General features: G+C 39.5%; 16 protein-coding genes and 2 pseudogenes. 15 read left to right on the forward strand and 3 right to left on the reverse strand.

The features are described from left to right. Positions 1-133 precede the first annotated feature (133 nt). Both HBH39_RS02830 and HBH39_RS02835 read left to right on the forward strand, forming a co-directional pair. On the forward strand, positions 134-835 hold the full coding sequence (locus HBH39_RS02830) for a hypothetical protein (RefSeq protein ID WP_167675435.1): 702 nt from the start codon (positions 134-136) through the stop codon (positions 833-835). A 1-nt stretch (position 836) separates the two neighbouring features. Beyond that, a complete protein-coding gene (locus tag HBH39_RS02835; RefSeq protein ID WP_167675437.1) occupies positions 837-2054 on the forward strand; it encodes a hypothetical protein in 1218 nt (405 codons plus the stop codon). A 126-nt stretch (positions 2055-2180) separates the two neighbouring features. Here the strand turns inward: HBH39_RS02835 and HBH39_RS02840 are convergent, their stop codons facing one another. Continuing rightward, positions 2181-2726 (reverse strand): recombinase family protein, encoded by a 546-nt coding sequence (locus tag HBH39_RS02840; RefSeq protein ID WP_167675439.1) that lies wholly within the window; start codon positions 2724-2726, stop codon positions 2181-2183. Between the two features lie 324 nt (positions 2727-3050). On the opposite strand from HBH39_RS02840, the gene HBH39_RS02845 reads away from it, so the two are divergent. Together HBH39_RS02845 and HBH39_RS02850 are read left to right on the forward strand one after the other, a co-directional pair. Continuing rightward, on the forward strand, positions 3051-3566 hold the full coding sequence (locus tag HBH39_RS02845; protein WP_167675441.1) for a macro domain-containing protein: 516 nt from the start codon (positions 3051-3053) through the stop codon (positions 3564-3566). Positions 3567-3609: 43 nt separating this feature from the next. Beyond that, positions 3610-4287, forward strand: a complete 678-nt coding sequence (locus tag HBH39_RS02850) for a nuclease-related domain-containing protein (protein WP_167679933.1) — start codon at positions 3610-3612, stop codon at positions 4285-4287. A 353-nt stretch (positions 4288-4640) separates the two neighbouring features. Here HBH39_RS02850 and HBH39_RS02855 read toward each other — a convergent pair whose 3' ends face one another. Further along, positions 4641-6701, reverse strand: a complete 2061-nt coding sequence (locus HBH39_RS02855; protein WP_167675443.1) for a recombinase family protein — start codon at positions 6699-6701, stop codon at positions 4641-4643. Positions 6702-7047: 346 nt separating this feature from the next. On the opposite strand from HBH39_RS02855, the gene chrA reads away from it, so the two are divergent. From chrA to lysS, 4 genes are all read left to right on the forward strand, one after another. Continuing rightward, a complete protein-coding gene (gene chrA, locus HBH39_RS02860; RefSeq protein ID WP_167675445.1) occupies positions 7048-8208 on the forward strand; it encodes a chromate efflux transporter in 1161 nt (386 codons plus the stop codon). A gap of 129 nt (positions 8209-8337) precedes the next feature. After that, the gene (locus HBH39_RS02865; RefSeq protein WP_167675447.1) at positions 8338-10002 is read left to right on the forward strand and encodes a methyl-accepting chemotaxis protein; all 1665 of its coding nucleotides are present in this window, start codon (positions 8338-8340) and stop codon (positions 10000-10002) included. A gap of 425 nt (positions 10003-10427) precedes the next feature. After that, positions 10428-11526 (forward strand): peptide chain release factor 2 gene (gene prfB, locus HBH39_RS02870; protein WP_167675449.1). Its coding sequence is split into 2 segments (ribosomal slippage): positions 10428-10502 and positions 10504-11526, totalling 1098 coding nucleotides; the frame shifts between segments, so codons are not numbered across the junction. Positions 11527-11545: 19 nt separating this feature from the next. Beyond that, the gene (gene lysS / locus HBH39_RS02875; RefSeq protein WP_167675451.1) at positions 11546-13048 is read left to right on the forward strand and encodes a lysine--tRNA ligase; all 1503 of its coding nucleotides are present in this window, start codon (positions 11546-11548) and stop codon (positions 13046-13048) included. A gap of 316 nt (positions 13049-13364) precedes the next feature. Here the strand turns inward: lysS and tolC are convergent, their stop codons facing one another. Next, positions 13365-14672: an outer membrane channel protein TolC gene (tolC, locus tag HBH39_RS02880; protein WP_167675453.1), complete on the reverse strand. Its 1308-nt coding sequence runs from the start codon at positions 14670-14672 to the stop codon at positions 13365-13367. Between the two features lie 444 nt (positions 14673-15116). On the opposite strand from tolC, the pseudogene nudF reads away from it, so the two are divergent. From nudF to parC, 7 genes and pseudogenes are all read left to right on the forward strand, one after another. Further along, positions 15117-15725: pseudogene (gene nudF, locus HBH39_RS02885) on the forward strand (ADP-ribose diphosphatase); the annotation flags it as partial. Positions 15726-15759: 34 nt separating this feature from the next. Then, on the forward strand, positions 15760-16194 hold the full coding sequence (locus tag HBH39_RS02890) for a DUF1249 domain-containing protein (RefSeq protein WP_167675455.1): 435 nt from the start codon (positions 15760-15762) through the stop codon (positions 16192-16194). A 36-nt stretch (positions 16195-16230) separates the two neighbouring features. After that, positions 16231-17070 (forward strand): 3',5'-cyclic-AMP phosphodiesterase, encoded by an 840-nt coding sequence (gene cpdA / locus HBH39_RS02895; protein ID WP_167675457.1) that lies wholly within the window; start codon positions 16231-16233, stop codon positions 17068-17070. 55 nt (positions 17071-17125) lie between these two features. Further along, complete coding sequence (locus HBH39_RS02900; protein ID WP_167675459.1) at positions 17126-17701, forward strand: YqiA/YcfP family alpha/beta fold hydrolase; 576 nt, start codon at positions 17126-17128, stop codon at positions 17699-17701. Between the two features lie 51 nt (positions 17702-17752). Continuing rightward, positions 17753-19639 carry a DNA topoisomerase IV subunit B gene (parE, locus tag HBH39_RS02905; protein WP_167675461.1) on the forward strand — a complete coding sequence of 629 codons (1887 nt, stop codon included), beginning with the start codon at positions 17753-17755 and terminating at the stop codon, positions 19637-19639. Between the two features lie 51 nt (positions 19640-19690). Next, positions 19691-20863, forward strand: coding sequence for a PQQ-dependent sugar dehydrogenase (locus HBH39_RS02910; RefSeq protein WP_167675463.1), 1173 nt, complete (start codon positions 19691-19693; stop codon positions 20861-20863). Further along, positions 20856-23170 (forward strand): annotated as a pseudogene (parC, locus tag HBH39_RS02915) (DNA topoisomerase IV subunit A). Before HBH39_RS02910 ends, parC begins: the two are co-directional and overlap by 8 nt. The last annotated feature ends 55 nt before the right edge of the window (positions 23171-23225 follow it).

Genomic DNA, 23225 nt, shown 5'->3' on the forward strand with positions numbered 1-23225 from the left:
CTACTGAATTTAATTTTATCATAAAATATTATGTTACTTAGTTACTTAGTTACTTAGTTACTTAGTTACTTAGTTACTTAGTTACTTAGTTACTTAGTTACTTAGTTAGTTGGTTATTACTGGTGCGCATAATATGTTAACAAAAAATGTTTTTACTCAGTCAACTTTTGTCGTTGAAAACAAATCAATTCAAGATATTGCGGTATTAATAGAAAGTAAGTTTAAGCAGAAGAGGGTAAGTATTAGAAATGGAAAGCATATACTTGTTGCCCAAGGTTACATTTGGTTTCGTATAGCGTCACAGGATAAATCATATTTTGATGCTATAACAGAACAATATCCATCTAAATATACTAATAGTGAAATAGGTACGGCTGTGAAATACTTGTGGAAGTATCATGACACCAGTCAATCTTCGGTGATTAATTATATAAGTAACTGTCTGTCGTATCTTCATACTGTATTTAGTTCTAGGGTGATCGAAGGGTATGATGAAAAGCTAATTGATGAGATAGCAATGTATATAAGGAAACAAGGTGGCATAAAAAAATGTGATGAATTATTCAGGATTCTTAACAAGCAGGTAGATCCTATGTCTACTAAGGTTAATAAAGTTGCGGGTGATTCTTCCGCTACTTCTAGTTCAATTTTTGATGAAGACAAAGCGATTCTTTCTTTACCTTCAATGGCAGAATTCCCTAGAACAAAGGATATTACTTTTAATGATAAATTTGCTTTAGCTTATATATATGATGATGGGAATGTAATTCATGTTAAAGCAGCTACTTCATCCAGAAAAGCCTTAAAGGCAGCAGTTCGTTTTTTTAGGATTTAATATGAATTACTTACTTCACTCACAGTTTAATGATGCGTTATATCTACCTGCTATGCAGGTAGGTTACGCTAATTATGCAAACAAGACATATTTAGAGAAGTTGCCAAAGCCTTTAAGTGTTAGTGATTTCAATATATTTAATGAAAAAAGTAATATGGTACATCATCCATATGCTCTCTACTCTGCAGGTTTAATAAATAATTTAAGGAATCCAAAAAGCTGTCTTGTAACTAATCCTGTAAATTTCAATAGGAGCTTAATACTTGGTGATAGTGCAGGTTATCAGGTCGGTAAAGGGCTGCTAAAAATCACAGACCAAGTAATCTCTGACATTTTTTATTTTTTGTCGAATTATTGTCATTTTGCCATGACTTTAGATGTGCCCATGTTTGCCTGTCGTGAAACTAAGTTAGTAGACTATCCGACTCCAAACTCATGTTTGAATGCTACACTTTATAATCTTGATAGGTTTTTAGAACTTCAAGAAGACAATTTTCCATTTCTTAATATTATTCAAGGCTGGAACAAGAGTGATTCTGACTATTGGTATCATAAAGTAAAAAAATATCCTTTTTTTGGTTATGCCATTAATTGTGAAAACCTTAAGGTGTGGGATTTGATTTGGAGGTTGTTGCTGTTAATCCGAGATGGTTACTTTGAAAAAAAAGCTTCTTGGTTTCATTTACTTGGTTTGGGAAACCTTAAGGCAGCAGCTATAGTTAATATCACTTTTCAATTGGTTAAAGGGATGGTTAGCCCTTGTGTTTTTAATATGTCGTATGATTCATCAACGCCATTTTTAATGGCTGGAAGGTATATGAGATATAATAAAAATCCCGTTATATCTAATAATAGATTAGCTTTACCTCTAAGTCGTGTTGATGAAAGTTGGTTAGGCAATAATGAACCATTCCCAGAAGGCTACTCATATATAGGTAGGCATGTAAATAAGTCAGATGTATTTAATACAACATCTAAAAATTATCGAAATTTAAGTCACTTATTACTCGTTAATCATAATTTAGAAACTCAAGTTAAGGCTATAAGTGAAGTTAATAAGCTGATATTAAAGCCTAATACTGAAAGTGGTTTGCCTAGCTGGTTGTTAAGAGTTAAAGATGCTTTGATATATGTATTTGAGCCATTTAATGTTGAAAAATGCATTACAAGGCTCAATGAGCCTAGAGTTAAATTGGCATTAAATAAGTATTTGAAATAATCCAATGTCGTATGTTTTATTGGAGAGGTTATCGGGCATTGCTTTTAATATTTTTTCATTTTAAGCGTCAGCATAGCTAATTAATGCTATGTTGGCGTACTCCGCTAAATTTAACTATCCCTTCAATTAAGTCGATTTCAGAACGGTGTAAATGGTTTGTCGAGACACATTAAGGTTTTTGGCAATAACAGCTTTAGCCATTCCATCAGCAAATAATCGTCTAACTTCATCATGCATTTGTTGATTGTGCTTACGACCCATATGCCGACCATCAGCTTTTGCCTTAGCTCGACCTTCATTACATCGTTGTAAAATACGTTTACGCTCCATTTCTGCAAATGCTGAAATTGTAGTGTAAATAACACGGCCAACATCAGAGTTAATGTCACAACCGGATAAGTCGTGAAAGATTAAGCCGACCCCTTTTGCTTTTAATTTGTCAGCGATAGTTAAAGCGTCAATTGTATTACGTGCCAGTCGGTCAACTTTCATTACATGTACGGTGTCTCCATCACGCACAAAGTCGATTAGCTCATTTAATTGTTGACGGTCTGATGATTTGCCTGATTGGATGTCTTGGAAGATTTTAGTGCAGCCCTGTTGCTCTAACTGCATAACTTGCACACTTGTATTTTGTTCTAATGATGAAACACGGGCGTAGCCGATAAGCATTTTAGTCTCCAGTGTAAAGTAAGTTGTATATGCTAATTTTACAGTCAAGTAATTGTCACACCTAGACTTTCTTTACATCTAAATGCAGATATTACTGGTGTAAGTTAACTTACAAGTTTCTTTACATCTGCTGGTGCTGTGTAGCTGGAAAATAATTGCATCGCTTTATATATAAGCAATGCGGTTTTTTTCCCGCTACAAACGAGCACTTATTGTCGGTATTAAATGCTTAAATGGCTGACTCGGATTGCTAGTTATTTCAGTATCTGGATTTCTAGTGATGTTATTATTACGTGTAAATTAAGCAGACAATAGCGAGCCAAAATGTTAGATGTAATTCATGATGATATTTTTAGTACTGAAGTTGATGCGATTGTTAACCCTGCCAATGTATCTTTGCTGCGTGGTGGTGGCCTATGTGGTGTTATTCACAAAAGGGCAGGTATTGAGCTTGAGAATGAGTGCAAAACTATTGGACGGCAGGAGTATGGTGATGTCGTTATCACCCCTTCATTTGGCCTAAGTAATTGCAAGCACATCATTCATGCATGTGGCCCTCGTTGGCTTGATGGCAAAAGAGGTGAGGTTGAACAGCTTGAACTAGTGCATCAAAATATCATGCATATAGCTTATGACAATGGACTTACATCAATTGCTATCCCAGCAATTTCGACTGGTATCTATCGTTTCCCTGTTGATCAAGCCGCACAGATAGCGATCACTGCAATAGCTAGGCAGCAACAAACCAAGCCCATTCATGTATACTTTGTGCTAAATGAGCTTGATAAGTTTAATGTGTATCAGGCATATAAAAATCAGATAAGTGTTAATTGTTTGTAAATCAGTTTTTATGGGAAATGCAATGTCGAGGTGTGAGTGAAAAATGTTCAATTTGATTAGGGGGTGGTTAGGTGAAAAGAAAACAAGATTAAATCTTTGGGTGTCATTAAACAGCCAAATTTATAGGAAGTTTCATGATTTATATATTCCTACCTTTAGTGGCACTGCGCAAATTGACCATCTTATAATATCTCAATATGGGCTATTCATTGTTGAAACTAAAAATATTAAAGGCTGGATTTTCGGTGATGAATCAGCTCACCAATGGACGCAATTAATCTACGGGAATAAATATCGCTTTCAGAATCCATTGCGCCAAACATACCGACAAAAGAAAGCGCTAGCAGCTTATTTGAACATCGATGATAATTTGATTCAGCCAATAGTCTACTTTGCTGGAGATTGTCAATTCAAAACCTATATGCCAACTAATGTAATTAATGGCAGGCTGAGACATTCTATCAAGAGTTATCGTAAAGCAATACTTTCAGAACAAGAAGTATCATACCTTATAAGCAAAGTAGAAAATCATCAGATAAATAGTAAAACAACAAACCGTGAGCATGTAAAGGGACTGCGAGAGCGTTATAAATCTACAACTATTTGCCCTAAATGTGGATCACCTCTTGTTAAGCGTGTCGCAAGAACCGGTGTTAATGCTGGCAGTTATTTTTGGGGCTGTGATAGTTTCCCTAAATGTAGGTATATAAAAAATAAGTAATACAATCAGTTTGTTAATCATGTTATTACATTAAAGGTAACTATCTATTCAAAAACAATAAAACTATTCGGATAGCATTTTTGAAGTATTGAACTAATCTTTATTTACTGTTGGGATTCACTCCTTCACCCTTCAGTTTCTCAGCTTATCCAAACCTTTGCCCGTTAGCTTGTGCGTAATGGGCATTTTTTTGGCTCGTAGGAAGTAAAATTGTACCGCGAGGTGCTAGATGTAGGCCAAGTGCGGTAGCGTGATGCGCTTGAAACCGCGCGGCATAATTTTTATTTGTTGGTACTAAAGGTGAAAACTTGATTAAGCAAGGAGCTCACTCGCTCCTTGTTTCCTGACAATTACTACTTACTGCAATACTTAGGAAATTCAACATTTTCAATGAAACAGATTTCAGGACGGTGTTTTTTGATCACGTACTCGTTTTGCGTATGCTTATACACATAAAACTGATCTTCTATTTTTTTAGGAGCTCCTTTTAGCCCATCTGCCCAATTGGCAATATACTTTGCCCTTGTTAAATCATGAGTTAAATGGGGGGGATTTTCACCTAATTCATATTGTCTCATCATTTCAACAGATACATCGCCCAATCCATTATATTGGTAATGTGTGTTGTACCCAGTATTTTCTGCAGGGGCGGAAATGACCTTATTACGTAAGTGACGAACTGCATCATGATCAAATAACTTATCTAAGCGAGATTTATTGTAGACTGTGTTCTCTAAAGGGTCTCCAAATTCCAACTTTTTTAAGTCTTCGGTTTTAATCTTTACAGGCTGGCGATAAAAGTCACCTAACTTAGCCCATGCTATGCCATCAAAAACTAGCGTATCGCGTGTTCTATAAGCCCTCAATGTGATGCCATTTATAAAAGTGATTTCAAACTTGATAAAACCTTGACGAATTTGCTCACAATTAATCAACTTGATTGCTGATTTAATTCGCTCTTTGGCAGATCTTCTTAAGTCAGATTGTTCATAATCAAGTATATTGTCATCGATTTCACCCCATTCAACAGAATCTTTTAGCTCGGATTCTCTTTTTGCTTGTAGTTCCTGCAAAGACACATAGAGCTGTTCTACTTCAAATTCAAGATTAGCTATCTCACTTGGTATTGCTTTTGTCGACACTCCTGATTTTATAAGGTCAATTAAATTCCTTATATTAGCTTGCTTAGTGTTAATGTTCTCTTCGATGCCCTTAATTGCAACATCGAATTCTTTCGTTTGATTGGTAGGTCGAAAAACATGATTAGAAGCTAGACGAATAATTGTGTCGTCTAGCCACAAAGCATTAAATGACCAAGATCGACACTGGAATTTAGTATTTGCACATACATAACGATACTTGTCGTAACGCTTAATTTCTTCCTTATTCCTGTTGTGCGTGAGATTGGTCATACGTGAACCGCAATGTGCACAATAAAGTTGCTTATTGCCTGTAAACAAATATACCTTATTTGAGTTTGCAGGTTTAACATTACGCTGCTTTCGTAATGCTTGTATTTGATAAAATGTAGCTTCGTCAACTAAAGGGGGATAGTAGTCCTTCAAAATATAAGTTTGCCCATTAAGATTGACCTCTTTTTCACCTAGTAATGTGCGTGATCTAAAAAACTTGTTCGTTCTGTTTAGCGTCCATACACCGACTTCTCCTCTATCTCTTTTCGATTTAGGCAAAGGAGCCGGATACTTTTCATTTAGATGTCCTGTAATAATGTGTGTACCTTTTCCATCTAAACACATCTGAATCATTTCTTGAGCTATCGGAAAATATACTGGATGAGGCTTGACTGATTTATCACTGCAATCAACCCAAAACTTATTAGAACCAACACTGTTTAACGCAATAGGGTAGCCATCAGGGCTACGAATGCCCGCATTGTGATTTTCAATTAATGCCTTTGCCGCTCCGTTTGTACGATTGGATTTGATAACAGACTCGTCATGTGCTCGTGCAAAATGCAATATAGATACCATTAAATCTAAGGGGTTTTTATTGATACTCTCTTTGTTGTATACCCGCCGATCCATGCCTGTAACAATGGTGATATCTAGATTGATTAGCTCGAGAAATAATGTCTGCGCATTATAAATATTATCTCTGGAGATGCGGTCAAAGTTCTCAACAATCAGCCAACTTCCTTTAGGGATTAGCCCATTTTTTACATCTTCGATAAAGCTCGCCAGTTTTCCAGACTCACTATTCTTCCCTCTAAATGCGCTAACGCCCTTATCGCAGTACTCTATGAGGTCCAAGCCTAAATCTTTAGCAATCTCTTTTGCTAATCGTGTCTGACGAGCTATTGAGGAACCATTTTGTTGCGCTAGGCTAGAGTAACGACTGTAGCTATAACAATAGGGGTTATTATCTGACATATTCCACTCAGTTAAATAATTCATAATTGAGTGCTCATAATATTGTGGGGCCCTTTTATGTATAAGGACACCAAGTAAGGTGTTTTCGTGTCCTTGACATTCATTTTTTTATGTTGTTATCAGTATCTATATGCTTATAAAGCATTAAATTACAGCCTGATTAGTTATCAGAGCAACCGAATTAATAGGTTTTTTTAGAAGTATGTATTAATGAATGTGTTCTTGAGGAGGAGCCAATTTTTACATATGTTTTTGGGTTTTAGATTGGTTGCTTGTTTCTTATAATCCGATGCTTATATTCATAGATGTCATAAATCTGCTATGTTGTTTTAATAAACTCAGCCAATCTGCAAACGAAGTCTAATAGATCATGAACAATATCATAAAAATCTTTCTTTTGTTTTTAGGTCTAGGCCTAACTTCCTTTGGCGGCCCAGCTGCCCATATTGGGTATTTTAGAAAGACCTTCGTTCAAGACCTTAACTGGCTAGATGACAAGCAATATGCCAGTTTTGTTGCCTTAAGCCAGTTTATGCCAGGGCCTGCTTCTAGCCAAGTAGGTTTTGCCATTGGCTACCATAGAGGTGGTTTAGCGGGGGCGTTGTCGGCATTTTTAGGCTTCACTTTACCCTCGTTTTTATTACTGTTCTTGTTTGCTGTGACCAGTGCCGCATGGCAAGAGTTGGGCGTGGTAGCAGGAATTATTCATGGTTTGAAATTGTTGGCTGTCGTCGTGGTTGCTGATGCGACCTTGTCAATGTTCAAGCAATTTTGTCAGCGAAAAACTGCGCAATGTTTAATGCTGATGACTGCTGTTGCAGTTTTAGTACTGCCATCATTATTCACGCAAATCCTAGTGTTAATTTTTGCTGCATTAGTTGGTGCAATGTTTATGACCCGTGGTAATGGCACTCTGCCAGAAACATCAACTATACAACTCAACTTTTGGTGGCTTGGGTTATTTATTATCGCGCTGGTGGCATCACTATTTTTAGCTAATCAACCTGATAGCCTAGGGCAAATTTTTGGTCAATTTTATCAAGTAGGCAGTTTAGTGTTTGGTGGTGGACATGTTGTTTTACCTCTACTTGAAACCAACGTTGGTGAGCTAGTCACCCAAGACCGTTTTTTAACCGGTTATGCGTTGGCACAAGCGATACCAGGACCTATGTTTACCTTGGCGACATTCTTGGGGGCTGATATTTGGCTTGAGTCTCCAATACAAGGTGCGCTAGTGGCCACAATTGCGATATTTATGCCCGGTTTTTTACTAATGCTAGTTGGGCTCAAAAGTTGGCGTGCTATTAGTCAACGCCCTACTATTGCTGGCTGCCTGGCTGGAGTGAATGCTGCTGTAGTGGGTTTGTTATTGGCGGCATTGTATCAGCCTGTATTTGTTAGTGCGGTAGCTGCACCTATGGATATCGCGTTGGTGATATTAGGTTTTGGTCTACTTAAAATGTTTAAACCCAGTATTGTGTTATTGGTATTTGGGTTTGCATGTTCAGGTGCCGTGATAGGCGTAATGTAGATTAAAATTTGATCGGCTGCACAGCATTATTATGACTGTGATCTTTGTTTGTTTGTTGTAATGCTTTTGTGCCATTTTTGTTGTTGCTAACTATACTTGTTCTAGTAAGTATCTAGAGGGTTAATAACAATGAAAAACTTGTCTCTACGCAATAAATTATTGGCATTATCCTTGATGCCATTAACGCTTATTTTGAGCGTGGTATTGATCTTATTCTATGTGAATGAGAGTAACTCGCTAGAAAGTGATATGAATGACTTCCGCAATGAGTTTATTGAAGGACGTAAAACCCAGCTTGCTGAAGTGGTTGAGGTTGCCAAAGGCGTGGTTGAGTATCAGCTTTCATTAGGGGATCAAGGTGATGTTAAAAAAGCATTGCGCGATTTACGCTTTGGTTCAGCTGGTTATTTCTACATTTATGACACAGATGGTATCAACATCTTTCACGCATTAAAGCCTGAACTAGAAGGCCAAAGTTTAATCGGCATGACAGATCCTAACGGTAATAAAATTATTGTTGGTTTGCTTGATGCAGCTCAAAATGGTGATGGTAACTTTACTTACTACTATCAAAAACCCAATACCCAAGGATTAACTGAAAAGCTAGGCTATGCCGTGATGATCCCCAATACCAACTTAATGTTGGGTTCAGGGGCGTATATTGATGATATCGAACAAGTGATTGCTGACTTCAAAGAAGCGCAACAGGCGCAGATGAATCAAAATTTATTGATGTTTATACTATTAGTCAGTGCATTGGGTGTATTAAATATCTTTGGCGTGATTTTTGTAGCGCAACGCATGGTTGCTCCAATTCAAAATATGGCCGATTCCTTAAACGATATCGCTCATGGGGAAGGAGACTTAACCAAGCGCTTAATGGTTAAAGGCAAAGATGAGATTGCTCAATTGGGTCATGCCTTCAACTTATTTGTCGATAAATTACAAAACATTATTGGCGATGTTGCTGGCGCAACCAATGATGTCAAGCAAGCTGCAAAAAGTATTAACGATCAAACTGTTACTATTTCTGATCAGTTATACAGTCATAATAATGAAGTCGATCAAATTGTTACCGCCATTACCGAAATGTCGGCAACTGCACATGATGTTGCCCAGAATACCAATCAAGTCGCTGACTCTACCCAAATGGCGTCTAACTATGTGATGAAAGCGCAAGAGTGTGTTGATATTTCACTGTCTGAAGTTTCACAATTAATGTCTGAAATTGACAATGCGGCCAATAATATTCAATCCCTTAGCGAGCAGTCTAAACGAATTAACTCAGTGTTAAGCGTGATAGGGGGGATTGCTGAGCAAACCAATTTACTCGCGTTAAATGCTGCCATTGAGGCTGCAAGAGCAGGTGAGCAAGGGCGCGGTTTTGCGGTGGTGGCTGATGAGGTGAGAAATCTAGCAAGCCGAACTCAAGCCAGTACTGTAGAAATTAATGACATGCTCAGTGAATTACACAAGTCAGTTGCACAAGCGGTGCAAGCCATGCAAGAAAGTCAAAAGAGCGGTGTCCGCTCTGTTGAGTCGTCAAAAGCTATTTCAGAAAGTCTTGGCGCCGTGACTTCATCGGTTGCTAATATCAATGACATGAGTACTCATATTGCAACAGCAGCCACAGAGCAAAGTTCAGTAACTGAAGAGATTAATCGCAATATCACCTCTGTGCAGGAAATTGTTAATCAATTACTTGAGTCTAGTCGTCAAGCGGCTGAAGTGAGTAGTGTTGTCGCAAACTCTGGTGATCACTTAGCTAAGTTAGTCAATCAGTTTAAAATATAGTAAGTAAAATATGATATCGAAAAAGAATCGTTTAACCGCCAGTGGCGATTCTTTTTTACGTCATTGTTGGCCCTTCTTCGTATTGCTTATCTGAAACTAATATTCGCTACCCGCTAACTAGTCTGTACTAGGGATATCAACTTGTGCTGTTCATGCTCAAATATTTATCTAGAGTAAGGCATCCCCGTCAATATTCACTCAATTAGTGCGTTAGCTAATCTCTTATGGTTAGCTCAGAATAAATAATAAAAAATAACCTTAAGCGATAAAAACTTGTCTAGTATAAGAATCTTGATGTCTAAGGTTGGATTTATTAGCTCAGAGTGGATTAATTAAGCTTATTTCGGTCTAGGTTTAGCACTCAGCTTGGGGTAAAATGCGCCGTTGCACCTTTTGTTAACCGCTATTTGTTAAGTAGAAAATTCATGTTTGAAGTAAATCCGGTAAAATTCAAAATTAAAGAGCTCGCTGATCGCACAGAACTTCTTCGGGGGTATCTTTGACTACGCTGGCAAAAGTGAGCGTTTAGAAGAAGTGAGTCGAGAGCTTGAAAGCTCAGAAGTCTGGAATGATCCTGATAATGCTCAAGCATTAGGTAAAGAGCGCAGTGCCCTTGAAGCGGTAGTGAAAACAATCGATGATATGGACAGTGGCCTTGAAGATATTGAAGGCTTACTTGAGCTGGCTGTTGAAGAAGATGACGAAGAAACGTTTAACGATGCCAGTACAGAATTAGCAGCGTTAGAAAAACGTTTGGAAGATCTTGAATTCCGTCGCATGTTCTCAGGCCCTCATGATGCTTCAGATTGCTACTTAGATATACAATCAGGTTCTGGTGGTACAGAGGCGCAAGACTGGGCCAATATGGTACTACGTATGTATTTACGTTGGGGTGAAGCTCATGATTACAAACCTGAGCTTATGGAAGTGACCGACGGTGATGTAGCCGGTATAAAAGGCGCCACTATTAAGTTTACTGGCGAATACGCTTTTGGTTCGCTACGTACTGAAACTGGTGTACACCGTTTAGTGCGTAAGTCACCTTTTGACTCGTCAGGTAAGCGCCACACGTCTTTCTGTTCAGTATTTGTGTACCCAGAAATTGACGACTCAATTGAAATTGATATTAATCCAGCGGATTTACGAATTGATACCTATCGCGCTTCAGGTGCCGGTGGTCAGCACGTCAACAAAACTGAATCAGCTATCCGTATTACTCATTTACCCACAAATACTGTGGTGCAGTGTCAAAATGATCGTTCGCAACATAAGAACCGCGATGCTGCAATGAAACAATTAAAAGCAAAACTGTATGAGCTAGAAATGCTCAAACAGAATGCCGATAAACAAGCCGCTGAAGATGCCAAATCAGATATTGGTTGGGGCAGCCAAATCCGCTCATATGTGCTTGACGACGCCCGAATTAAAGATTTACGTACAGGTGTTGAAAACCGAAATACCCAAAGCGTCCTAGATGGCGATTTGGACAAGTTTATTGAAGCTAGCCTTAAATCTGGCCTTTAACGTTTAACGAGAGAAGAAGATGACTGAACAAACCCAAGACGAAAACAAGTTAATTGCAGAGCGTCGTGCGAAATTAGACCACATTCGTAGCAACTGCCCAGCCAATGGTCACCCAAATAACTTCGATCGCAAACACAAGGCCGCTGATATTCAAGCTGAATACGGCAACTACTCTAAAGAAGAGTTAGAAGGCATGAACATTCAGCGTTCGATTGCCGGCCGTATTATGGCTAAGCGTGGCCCATTCTTGGTGATCCAAGATGTATCTGGTCGTATTCAAGCTTATGCTGGTAAAGATGTTCAAAAAGATTTAAAAGAAAATCTGCACGGATTAGACATTGGTGACATCATTGGTGTTAGCGGTCAGCTTCACCTTTCAGGTAAAGGCGACTTATATGTCAACATGGACCAGTACCAATTGCTAACCAAAGCATTGCGTCCTCTGCCTGAAAAATTCCATGGTCTATCAGATCAAGAAACTCGTTACCGTCAGCGTTACGTTGATTTAATTGTTAACGAAGACTCACGCAAAGCATTTGTTATGCGTTCTAAAGTGGTTGCAGCTATTCGTAACTTTATGATTAAAAAAGAGTTTATGGAAGTTGAAACCCCAATGATGCATAGCATTCCTGGTGGTGCGTCAGCACGTCCTTTTGAAACTCATCACAATGCGCTTGATATGGCGATGTACTTACGAATTGCGCCAGAGCTTTACCTTAAGCGTTTAGTGGTGGGTGGTTTTGAGCGTGTGTTTGAAATCAACCGTAACTTCCGTAATGAAGGCTTATCACCTCGTCATAACCCAGAATTCACTATGATGGAATTCTATATGGCTTATGCAGATTTTAATGATCTGATGGATCTAACTGAAGAAATGTTAAGCTCGATTGCTACTGAGCTTTGTGGTTCTCCACTACTTCCATATGGTGAACATACGGTTGATTTTGGTGGCCCATACGCTCGTTTAACCATGTTAGATGCAATCAAAAAGTACAATCCAGACAACCAAACAATTCAGTCGATGACTTATGAAGAAGTGAAAGACGTTGAGTTTATGCGTAATTTGGCTAAAAGCCTTGGCATGACAATTGAGAAGTTCTGGACTTGTGGTCAACTACTTGAAGAAATCTTTGGTGAAACTGCTGAACCTAAGTTAATGCAGCCTACGTTCATTACTGGTTATCCAGCTGACATTTCACCACTTGCACGTCGTAACGATGAAAACCATTTCATCACTGATCGTTTTGAATTTTTCATTGGCGGACGTGAAGTGGCTAATGGTTTCTCAGAGCTTAACGATGCTGAAGATCAAGATAATCGCTTTAAGGCACAAGTTGATGCCAAAGATGCCGGTGATGATGAAGCGATGTTCTATGATGCCGATTACATTCGCGCACTAGAGTATGGTTTACCACCAACAGCCGGTCAGGGTATTGGTATTGATCGTTTAGTGATGTTATTCACTAATACTCACACTATTCGTGACGTGATTTTATTCCCAGCGATGCGCCCTCAAGCGTAATTGTTGATTAAGCTGTTGGTTTTTAACTAACAGCATTTAAACCAGCCAACTTGCAAAAGGGGCTGGTTTTTTTGTGGTTGAATTTTGAAGTGTCTAAACCTTTGTCGTCGTTAAATAGCGACCTTGTATCTTGCTGTTATGTTTCATTGAGGTCAGTAGGTGAATAAATTCATGTGAGCCTGCTGATGTAACTAAATGTTCGCTTTATCGATTTATGATGACACGATAATAATACAACTTGAGTTTGCCATTACTCCTATCAATCCGACGTAAAAAAACGGCCTATCGGCCGTTTTGCTTAAGTGACATTGCAATATTATTCAGCGATTAAACCACTGTTAATTGCAATAACATCATCTTCATTCAATGTACCGGCAGCTTGTTTTAAGGCCATAATAGACTTGATATAACCATAACGCGCATCAGACAATTTACGCTTTGAATCATATAAATCACGGGTACGGTTTAGTACATCAACGATAGTACGTGTACCCACTTCAAAGCCTGCTTGAGTTGCTTTTAATGCACTTTCAGAAGAAATCACTGATTGCTCATAAGCACGAATAGAACTGATAGATGCCGCAACGTTGTTATAGTTATTACGAACATCTTTAACTACGCTGCGATGAGTTTGTTCAAGTCTTTCGCTTGCTTCAACATATTGGTATTGAGCTTGTTTAACTTGTGAAGAGACTTTAAAGCCTTCAAAAATAGGTACCTTTAGGGTTACGCCAATATTTGAATTGTCAAAGTCTGCAGTTGGCTTTTGCTCAAAGCCTTTGGTGTAACCTGCGTTTAGCGATAAAGATGGCATGTGGCCCGCTTTATATAATTTAATGGTTTCGTTAGCGATGTCTTTGCCGATTCGCTGTGTCAATAGATCTAAACTGCTCACTTCAGCCATTTTTAACCAGTCTGTAGATGAGGCTGGAGCAGGAGCTGTTGCCGAAAATCGGTTGGTATCTAACACATTTAATGTTTTATGATCGATTCCCGTAATTTCACGAAGTGCTTCATAGCTATTAGCGAGATCGTTTTCAGCTAAGATTTCTTGCGCTGAGGCTAAATCGTATTGTGCTTGCGCTTCATGTACATCGGTAATTGCGGTCAAACCCACAGCAAAACGCTGCTTAGTTTGCTCTAACTGACGCTCAATGGCGGCTTTTTCAGCGCCTTGGAACTCATAGTTATCTTTAGCCGTTAATACATTGAAGTATGCTTGGGTTACACGAATAATTAGGGCTTGTAATGCTGAAGCGTAAGCAGAGTCAGCTTGAGATGCAGCTAGCTCTGCTAAATCTAAACCAACCCAAGCGCTATGATCATAAATGACTTGCTGAAGTTGAATACCGCCGGTAAAGCCTGAAGGTTTTACGGTTGCGGCATCTTCGTAATCATTCCACGCTTTTGAATAGCCAACAGTACCACTAATTGTTGGTAATAACGGTGCGCGATTTTCTTCAATTTTCTCGTATAAAGCATTACGCTGGGCTTGCGCTTGTAATACGATTGGATCATTAGTTAGCGCTTGTTGATAAATTTGTAATAAATCATCAGCTTGAACTGTTGGTGCAACGACTGCAAACGACAGTGCTGCGTATAAAGAACCCATTTTGAATTTCATTTTCTGCCCTTTTAGACAATGCCTATATTATTAAATGTAAAGATATAATGATTTATGGCTAAAGCCTATATCTTTAGTGTTCATATCTTGTGCTTAACTTAGCAAATGTTGGAAAATGGAGGTATTAAACCAGCGTCTTATTTGCTAAATGTTACAGTAGCTTTGAATTCACTCACGAGCGTAATTTGGCATAAAACTATACCGTATTCATATTTACTTGCACCTTTTGCAACGCTCACTGAATTAGCCTTTGTTATTTAGAATAGTAAAAACATCTACATTTAAGTCAAATATCAAGTGTAACAGATTTTATTTGCCCTTAAGATGAAATTAGCCACAATAAGCTGCCTAGGCTCATATTTTTCGATAATTGTTCGCTTTATTTTGCGTTTCTAAATAGTTTCTAAATATTAGGTTTCCAATGAAAGATAAAAATCCCCCCAAAGCTTCAATGCGCAAACTGACTTTGAGTTACTGTCGAAAACAGATTTATACCAAGGTTTTTTTAAACTTGAACAATATAAGTTTAAACATAAATTATTTGCTGGAGGCTGGAGCGATGTGATTACTCGTGAAGTCTTTGAGCGTGGTAATGCGGTTGTGGTTTTACCTTATGATCCGATTCAAGATCAGGTCGTATTAATTGAGCAAGTTCGCGCGCCAGCATTAGCAAGCACTAATTCAATCTGGCTTCTTGAGCTGGTGGCAGGTATGGTCGAACCTGGCGAAAGTCATGAGCAAGTTGCTAAGCGTGAATTGATGGAAGAAGCAGGCTTAGATTGTCGTGCTATGGACTATATCAATAGTTATTTAGTGAGTCCGGGTGGGACCTCTGAACGCTTCTATTTGTATGTAGGTTTAGTTGATGCCAGTAAAGCGAGTGGCTTGCATGGGCTTGACCATGAAAATGAAGACATTAAGGTACATGTAGTAAGCCGTGAACAAGCTTATCAATGGGTACAGTCTGGTGTGATTGACAATGCTTCAACTGTGTTAGGCATTCAATGGCTGATGCTTAACTATCAGCAGTATTGTTCAGAAACGTGTTCGTAGCGAATTAACTTAAATCTAAAGAGAAGATATAAGCGTGGCAATAGCAGGAGTGGCAAGTAAAAATAGATATCAGCCAAACGTGAGTGCATTTTTAGCACTTTGCGGACGAAACTATGCGCTAATTTTAAAGTGGCTACCTGATGAGTGTGAGCTAAATAGTCATTGGACTGTAACAGGTAAATTCGGCAGTTTGCGAGTCACATTACTTGAAAACACACGTTATACCCAGTTAATTGAAATCTCTCGCAGTTTACCTGATAGTTTATTTCTTTCTTCTCCTAAAGCGACAGTACGTGTTTATCATGATGCGCAATTAGCAGAAGTGTTAACTAGTCAACAGATTTATCGATTACAACCAGTATATGATTACCCAAATGTGTCTATGCATCAGACTGATGAAAAGTATCAAGTAAATGCATTTCTTGAGGAATTACTGAAAATAGGCTGCCATAGTCAGGTTTATCAATGAATTTGATATGTGCTTATTTATTTTGGGAATTATAACTTGCTGAAATCAGCTGTTAACTATCATTTTGATAATAACCAACCAGTGCGCTTGATCCAGATTACGGATCCGCATTTGTTTGCCGATCCAGATTCAAAATTATTAGGTGTTAACACAGCCCAAAGCCTGCAAGCCGTTATTGATAGTTTTCTAACCTCATCCTTATCAGCAGATTTATTAATCACCTCAGGTGATATCAGCCAAGATTATTCGCCAAAGTCTTACAGTAACTTTGTTGAACAAATCGCATCAATCAACTTACCTTGTCACTACTTACCTGGAAACCATGATGATCCTCGAGTGATGGCTTTGCATATGCAAGGTGAGCATATATTTGGTCAACAGCGCATAATTGCGGGTGATTGGCAAATTTTGATGCTTGATTCAACCATCCGTAGTAAGCCTGGAGGCTTTATGGGTGATCATCAATTTACGTTAATTGATTTAGCGATTAAAGCTGAACCCAATAAGCATGTATTGCTTGTGATGCATCATAATCCGATTTTAATGAAATGCACTTGGCTTGATCAGCATTGCATGGCAAATGGCGATGAATTTATTCAACGTATGAGCCAGTACCCTCAAGTGAAAGGTTTGTTGTGGGGGCATGTCCATCAGCAAGTAGACACCATTCATCGCGGCCCCCATGGTAATATTGCATTGATGGCAACACCATCAACCTGTATACAATTCAAACCACTTTCGGGCCACTTTGCATTAGATGGTTTGCAACCCGGTTATCGTTTGCTGGAACTGGCTTGCGATGGTAGCATTCAATCTCAAGTTTACCGTGTTGAGGGCGATCGTTTCTCGCCAGATAACGATGCCAGCGGCTATTAGTTTTTATCGCCTTTTTAAGCCGAGTTAATTGCAATGAACCACAGCGTGAGGACATATGCTGCTTTATATACATGGATTTAATAGCTCTAATCAGTCAGACAAAGCGTTGCAAACCGCCAATTACATCAAACAGCATTATCCCAACCTTAGTTTCCATCAGCCGCAAGTTCCGACATCTATTCATGAAGCTATGGCTTTACTTACGAGGATTACCGAACAGGCAAAAGCAAACGGGGAGCCATTACGCTTTATTGGTTCATCTTTAGGTGGTTATTTTGCGAGTTTTTTAGCTGAAAAGTATGGTGGACGAGCTGTTTTAGTAAATCCTGCAGTAAAACCCTATGAATTGTTTGAACAGTTTATTGGGCCTCAATATAATCCGTACACGAATGAGCATTATCAAGTGTTGCCAGAAGATCGAGAAGCAGTGGCTCAATATGATAGTAAGGTCATTTGCCATCCAGATCGTTTCTTGGTTTTGTTGCAAACTGGTGACGAAGTGTTAGATTATCGTCAGGCTTTGCATAAGTATCATTGCTGCGAACTACATTTAGAACCCAATGGCGACCACAGTTTTGTGGGATACGAGCAACAGCTTGATAAAATTTGTCGATTTCTTCAGCTGCCTTAACAATTAAAATTTATCTGCTCAGTAGATAATAAATAACAATATGTGTGGAATATGACTAATCAATATACTTCAGATTCAATTGAAGTCCTAAATGGACTTGACCCGGTTAAACGCCGTCCGGGTATGTATACCGATACATCTCGCCCCAATCATCTGGGTCAGGAAGTGATTGATAATAGTGTCGATGAAGCATTAGCCGGCCATGCTTCAAAAATTGAAGTGATATTACATACAGACAACTCGTTAGAAGTCACCGATGATGGCCGTGGTATGCCAGTGGATATTCACCCTGAAGAAGGGATCCCTGGGGTTGAACTCATTCTAACTAAGCTGCATGCTGGCGGTAAGTTTTCCAATAAAAACTACCAATTTTCAGGTGGTTTGCATGGTGTTGGCATTTCAGTGGTTAACGCGCTATCAAAGCGAGTTGAAATCAGCGTCCGCCGCGATGCACAAGTGTATGAAATGGCATTTGAAAATGGTTTTAAAGTGGAAGACTTAACCGTTACTGGCACTTGCGGACGCCGTAATACGGGTACTCGAGTGCAATTTTGGCCAGATGCCAGCTATTTCGATTCAGCTAATTTCTCTATTACTAAACTTATTTATTTGTTACGCGCCAAAGCGGTTTTATGCCCAGGTCTGCGGATCAAATTTACCAATAAACAAAGTAATGAAGTACATGAATGGTTTTATGAAAGCGGCCTAACTGACTATCTAAAAGAAGCGGTTAAAGACTCACCTTTATTACCTGAAGAGCCCTTTGTTGGTAGTTTTAAAGGCGAATTAGAAGCGGCTGATTGGGCGATTACATGGCTGCCAGAAGGCGGTGAAAGTCTTAACGAAAGCTATGTGAACTTAATTCCAACCCCATTAGGGGGTACTCACGTTAACGGCTTTAGGCAAGGTTTATTAGAGTCGATGCGTGAATTTTGTGAGTTTAGAAACCTCGTGCCTCGCGGCATTAAGCTTTCTCCTGAGGATATTTGGGATAAAGCAGCCTTTATTTTATCAATCAAAATGCAAGACCCCCAGTTTGCTGGGCAAACCAAAGAGAAACTATCTAGTCGACAAAGTTCAGCCTTTGTTTCTGGCATTGTACGTGATGCTTTTTCTTTGTGGTTAAACTCAAATACAGAACTTGCCGAACAACTTGCAGAGTTATGTATTAACAATGCTCAACGCCGTTTAAAAGCCGCAAAAAAAGTCGCGCGAAAACGAGTCACGTCAGGCCCTGCATTGCCCGGAAAATTAACCGATTGTTCAGGTCAAGACCCTATGCGGGGTGAGCTATTTTTAGTGGAAGGGGACTCAGCGGGCGGCAGTGCAAAACAAGCACGTGATCGTGAGTTTCAAGCCATTATGCCGCTACGCGGTAAAATCTTAAATACCTGGGAAGTTGATGCTTCGCAAGTGTTAGGCTCGCATGAAGTGCATGATATTTCTGTGGCAATAGGATGTGATCCTGACAGTGAAAATATTGATGAATTACGCTACGGTAAAATTTGTATTCTAGCGGATGCTGACTCGGATGGATTACATATTGCAACCTTACTTTGTGCTTTATTTTTAAAGCATTACAAAGTGTTAGTTGAGAAAGGACATGTATATATTGCCATGCCTCCTTTGTTCCGAATCGATATAGGTAAAGAAGTTTTTTATGCGTTAGATGAGGATGAAAAGAAAGGTATTTTAGACCGATTGGTAGCTGAAAATAAAAAGGGCAAAGTACAGGTTACTCGATTTAAAGGTCTGGGTGAAATGAATCCATTGCAATTAAGAGAAACCACCATGGACCCTAATACTCGTCGTTTGGTGCAATTAACTATTGATGATGCAGAGCAAACAGATGCAATGATGGATATGCTATTAGCTAAAAAACGTTCGTCAGATAGAAAGAGTTGGTTAGAATCTAAGGGTGATTTAGCCCAAATATAATAGGATTTCTGACTGCCGATAATAATAAATTCAAGGCATTAGAATAATAAGATGTTGTATATCAAAACAAAGTCACTTGGTTTTTATTGGTTACAAATGATTAAAACCTGTGCGCTACTAGGATTGAGTCTATTTGTTGTCAGTACAACAAATGCGGCTCAGTCGGTGATGATTACCGTCACAAAAGGATTTGGACTATCGTTATATGCCTCTGATTTGGGCGATGTAAAGCAAATGGCTTTGGGCGATAACGGCACTTTATTCGTTGGCTCACAAAAACATGGAACGGTTTACGCTTTAGTCGATAATGATCAAGATGGCCAAGTTGATAAACGATATATCATTGCCAGAGGTTTTGAGAACCCTGATGCTTTAGCATTCTATAATGGTGATTTGTATGTCACTGAAGAAGATAGAATTGTTAAGTTTGAAAATATTGAACAACGATTGCGTCGTCCCAGTCGGGCCCAAGAAATTTACAGCAATCTACCTGAATTAGAAAAACGTTATTCGCGTGCGATGCGTTTTGGGCCTGATGGTCGCCTTTATGTAGCCTTAGGTATGCCTTGCAATGTATGTGAAGCTCCCGCGCCTTTTGGCAGCATTATTGCTATCAATGTTGACACCGGAGCAAGCGAGCAAGTTGCATTAGGTGTGCGAAGTGTGACAGGTTTTGATTGGGCTCCTAATGATAACACTCTATGGTTTGCCGATTTGGCGCGTAATTGGATGGGTGATTATATTCCCGCTGACGAGATTAACCGCCTAGATGAGAAAGGCGCTCACTTTGGATTTCCTTACCTACATGCCACAGATGTTGAAGAGCCTGCTTATGTGAAGCCTGCTAATTTAAAAGTGACCACGCCCGTCTATGAATTACCAGCACATGTTGCGCCAACAGGACTGCATTTTTATCGTGGCAAACAGTTTCCCGAGCGTTATCAAAATCAGCTTTTTTTAGCAGAAAACGGCTCATGGAATCGTTCGAGTAAGGTGGGTTACCAAATAGTGATGTTATTGCTTGATAACAGCCAAGATAAAACCACCATCTCACAACGTGAAACCGTGGTGAGTTTTTTAGACGGAGAGTTTCCCGTCGCACGACCATTTGATTTGCTTACCGCTTCAGATGGCGCAATTTATATCTCAGATGACTTAAAAGGAAACGTATATCGTTTGTTCTATAAGGCATCTGAACAATCACAGGAAACCACAGATGAGTGATGGGATTGAATTAAGCTTAGACGGCGTTGAACAAATGCCGTTGCGCCGATTCACCGAAGAGGCTTATTTAAATTATTCAATGTACGTCATTATGGATCGTGCATTGCCGCACATTGGCGATGGCTTAAAGCCTGTACAGCGTCGTATTATTTATGCCATGAGTGAGCTTGGGTTATCGGCTCAATCAAAACCAAAGAAATCTGCCCGTACAGTGGGCGATGTGTTAGGTAAATATCACCCTCATGGTGACAGTGCATGTTATGAAGCGATGGTGTTGATGGCACAGCCGTTTTCATATCGTTATCCATTAGTTGATGGCCAAGGAAACTGGGGAGCTCCCGATGATCCTAAGTCATTTGCAGCAATGCGTTATACCGAAGCTAAATTGTCTAAGTTTTCGGAGGTGCTTTTATCAGAGTTGGGGCAAGGTACGGTTGAGTGGGGCGTCAACTTTGACGGTACATTAAAAGAACCTAAAACGTTGCCGGCAAGATTGCCACATATTTTACTTAACGGGATTACCGGTATTGCTGTTGGTATGGCGACCGATATTCCACCCCACAATGTGCAAGAATTGGTCTCGGCATGTGTTGAATTGCTTGATAATCCCAAGGCAGATTTGGCGCGTTTAATGGAGTTTGTTCCTGGGCCTGATTATCCAACAGAAGCTGAAATTATTACCCCTAGCGCTGATATCCACAAGATTTATGATACAGGCCGTGGTTCTATCAAAATGCGTGCGGTGTACAGCGTAGAAAATCATGAAATTGTCATAACAGCATTACCTCATCAAGCGGGTAGCGGCAAGATTTTAGAGCAGATTGCAGCTCAAATGCAGGCAAAAAAATTGCCGATGGTGAGTGATTTACGCGATGAGTCTGATCATGAAAATCCGGTCAGATTAATTGTTGTACCACGCTCTAATCGGGTTGATTGCGATCAACTAATGGCGCATTTATTTGCGACAACTGATTTAGAAAAAAGCTTTAGAGTGAACTTAAATGTACTTGGCTTAGATGGTCGCCCAAAAGTTAAGGGCTTAAAAACCATGCTTAGTGAGTGGCTTGAGTATCGGGTAACGACTGTGACTCGCCGATTGCAATATCGTTTAGATAAAGTACTGGCAAGATTACACATTCTTGAAGCTTTGATGGTGGCATTTTTAAACATTGATGAAGTGATTGAAATCATTCGCTTTCACGATGAGCCCAAAGCAGAGTTAATGGCTCGTTTTAATTTAACCGATAAACAAGCTGAATCGATTTTAGAGTTAAAATTGCGCCATCTTGCAAAGCTTGAAGAGTTTAAGATTAAAGCTGAGCAAGAAGAATTAGCGGCAGAGCGTGACAAGTTACAGTTGATATTAAGTTCTGATCGCCGCTTGAAAACCTTAGTAAAAAAAGAGCTGATTAATGACGGTGAAACCTATGGAGATGCCAGACGTTCACCCATTATTGAGCGCCTTGAAGCAAAAGCATTAACCGAGCAAGAGTTGATCCCTGCTGAATCGGTTACTGTGGTGTTATCTGAAAAAGGCTGGGTACGTTGTGCTAAAGGCCACGATATTGATGCACAAGGCTTATCTTATAAAGCTGGCGACAGTTATTTATGTAGCGCTATGGGGAAAAGTAACCAAGCTGCAGTGTTTATTGACTCTTCAGGGCGGGCCTTTGCTACAGATAGCCACACCTTACCATCGGCACGAAGCCAAGGTGAGCCGATTACCACTCGCTTTAATATGGCATCGGGCGAGGTCATGAAACATGTGATCATGGGTGAAGAACAACAATGTTACTTATTAGCCAGTGATGCAGGTTACGGTTTTATCGCTGCTTACTCAGATATGGTCAGCCGCAATAAAGCAGGTAAGGCATTATTAAGTTTACCGACTAATGCTCAAGTTTTGACTCCACAATTAATTGGTAAAGGACCCGATCAATCTTTATTGGCGATAACCAGCGAAGGGCGAATGTTGATGTTTGGGGTCGATGCTTTGCCGCAATTATCAAAAGGTAAGGGCAATAAAATTATCGGTATACCTTCTGAGCGAGCTAAAAACCGTGAAGAGCTGTTATTGCATCTAAATGTTATTCCAAATGGTGCCGCAGTTACCCTATGGGCAGGTAAGCGAAAATTGACATTAAAAGCGAGTGACTTAGAGCATTATCGTGGCGAGCGTGGGCGTAGAGGGCCAAGTTACCACGAGGCTTACAGCGAGTTGATAGTGTTGAAGTAGAAATGTTAGCACTAACCGATGGCGGTACTGATGAGGTAACAGCGACAGACGACCCAAGGGATATCGACTAACTGATAGACTCATAGACACAAAAAAAGCAGCGATTAGCTGCTTTTTTTGTGTGCA

Origin of the sequence: Shewanella aestuarii (assembly GCF_011765625.1) — a bacterium.
In the GTDB taxonomy this organism is placed as follows: domain Bacteria; phylum Pseudomonadota; class Gammaproteobacteria; order Enterobacterales; family Shewanellaceae; genus Shewanella; species Shewanella aestuarii_A.